At 56.3% G+C, this 1,729-nt stretch carries 3 protein-coding genes; all 3 read right to left on the bottom strand.

From position 1 onward, the window contains the following. Positions 1 to 158: 158 nt before the first annotated feature. Genes ACOYNV_RS28220 through ACOYNV_RS28210 form a run of 3 tightly spaced genes read right to left on the bottom strand, consistent with a single transcriptional unit; the run spans position 159 to position 1,669 of the window. Entirely contained in the window at positions 159 to 410 is a 252-nt protein-coding gene (locus ACOYNV_RS28220; RefSeq protein WP_422903145.1) for a DUF1653 domain-containing protein, read from the bottom strand. A 33-nt stretch (positions 411 to 443) separates the two neighbouring features. Next, positions 444 to 1,037 carry a flavin reductase family protein gene (locus ACOYNV_RS28215; protein WP_422903144.1) on the bottom strand — a complete coding sequence of 198 codons (594 nt, stop codon included), beginning with the start codon at positions 1,035 to 1,037 and terminating at the stop codon, positions 444 to 446. Positions 1,038 to 1,051: 14 nt separating this feature from the next. Then, the gene (locus ACOYNV_RS28210; protein WP_422903143.1) at positions 1,052 to 1,669 is read right to left on the bottom strand and encodes a recombinase family protein; all 618 of its coding nucleotides are present in this window, start codon (positions 1,667 to 1,669) and stop codon (positions 1,052 to 1,054) included. Positions 1,670 to 1,729: the final 60 nt, after the last annotated feature.

Here is a 1,729-nt window from a genome sequence, read left to right as displayed (position 1 = left end):
GGCGTCGGCCGCCGCATTTCCGACTGACAACACAAGAACGATCGTGGTGAAAACTGTCGGAACATTCATTTTGAGACGCCGAGCTCACTCAGCTTTTCGGTAATGCGGTCCAACTTTTCGTTAACTTGCTTCACGCGAAAGTTGAGATAGCCGAGGAACTATTGCGCTTCTGAAATCAGAACGAAACGAGGAATTGAGCCATCGGGCGTCGCAACCATGTCCTGGAACTCAGACATCGGCCGCATCCAGATGACATCCTGTTTGTCTCCCTGCTTGGGTTTGTAGAGAACGCCAGGCTTCAATGTGGCCTCAATCAGGCAGGTGCCAACGACGTGGTACAGGCCACCTTTGTAGTGTCGAAGCTGGGTGCCGGGCTTGATTTGATTTACGTTGGGGGCGACAAAAGGCATAGGATGGGCGGTAGATTCAATAGTGGGCGACGATTAGTCCGAAGAGCTTACCAGCAGCGACTCCCCGATCAAGTAGAACTGGCCGCCGGCCACATAGTGCAGCGTGCGAAGTTCATCAGGCGCCCCGTCAAAGCGCCAGCGCCCGTCATTGAACACTCGCTCGTCCGCCCAGGCCGCGACAACCTCACCGATGAATAGGTCATAGGACTTCTGGTTGTGGGGCTCTGGAATCACCCGACACTCCAACCAGCCCACGCAGCCGTGAACGAGTGGCGCAGCGATCTGACTGGAGGGAAAGGTGTTGACGTTGTGCTTGAGCAGCTTGTCGGGGATCGTCTTTGCGCTTTCTGTGCCGACGGCGAGAGTCTGCGCAGCCATGGCCCGACAGGGAAGGTTCAGCGCAAACACACCGCCGGCCTCGACCAATTCGCGTGTCAGCGTCGCCTTATCGATCACCACCGTTATCTTCGGAGGGTCAAAATCCAGCGGCATAGACCACGCTGCAGCCATGACGTTCTGGATTCCGTTGTGGGCAGACGAAACCAAAACAGTTGGGCCGTGATTAAGCAGGCGGTAGGCTTTGTCCAGTGGGACGGCAGTGAAGTGCTCAGGATTCTTTGTGGTCATGGTGGCACTGTAATTCAAGGTTGTGCAGCCAACACCCGTTGAACGACTGAAACTCCGCATCCAGCCTGTGCGGCAATCTTGATCATCCCCAAGCCCTCGGTACGCAATTCACGGATCCGGTCCTCGATGGCGGTTGATACTGCTGGCCGGCCGATGGCGTTGCCGGTCTTTGTGCCCTTGGCCTTAGCTCTGGCCATGCCAGCGCGAACCCTTTCTTGAATCATGCCGCGTTCAAACTCAGCAAAGACGCCCATCATTCCGAACAGTGCCTTGCCGGCCGGCGTCGTTGTGTTGATGCCTTGTTGGTGCAGATAGAGATCCACACCCGTCGAGTGAAGTTCCTGGAGCATGTTGACCAGATCGATCAGGGAGCGCCCCAGTCGGTCCACGGACCAGGACGCCACAACGTCGAAGTCTTTACGCGCGACTCCTTTGAGAAGCGAATCAAGCTGTGGCCGGTCTTTGCGTCCCTTGGCGCCTGAAATGCCTTTGTCCACGAATTCGCCAACCACTTCCCACCCAAGGCGCTCTGCCGCCTGTCGCAGTTCAAGCAACTGGTTCTCTGTTGATTGCCGGTCTGTCGAGACACGGGCATAGAGGGCGGCGCGTAATGGCTGAGTTGAGCGAGACATTGGACTTCCTTTTGTAATGGGTCCAATGATGCTTCAAAAGCATACGGAAAGCAAGTGGTT

It is taken from the genome of Propionivibrio sp., from assembly GCF_049316945.1.
Lineage (GTDB): Bacteria > Pseudomonadota > Gammaproteobacteria > Burkholderiales > Rhodocyclaceae > Propionivibrio.
Note: the sequence above shows the minus strand (reverse complement) of the source record. Positions and strands in the feature narration are given on the sequence as shown.

What these genes read in the sequence shown, in the direction of transcription:
- ACOYNV_RS28210 (WP_422903143.1), bottom strand. Translation starts at nt 1,669, where the DNA reads ATGTCTCGCTCAACTCAGCCATTACGCGCCGCCCTCTATGCCCGTGTC.
- ACOYNV_RS28215 (WP_422903144.1), bottom strand. Translation starts at nt 1,037, where the DNA reads ATGACCACAAAGAATCCTGAGCACTTCACTGCCGTCCCACTGGACAAA.
- ACOYNV_RS28220 (WP_422903145.1), bottom strand. Translation starts at nt 410, where the DNA reads ATGCCTTTTGTCGCCCCCAACGTAAATCAAATCAAGCCCGGCACCCAG.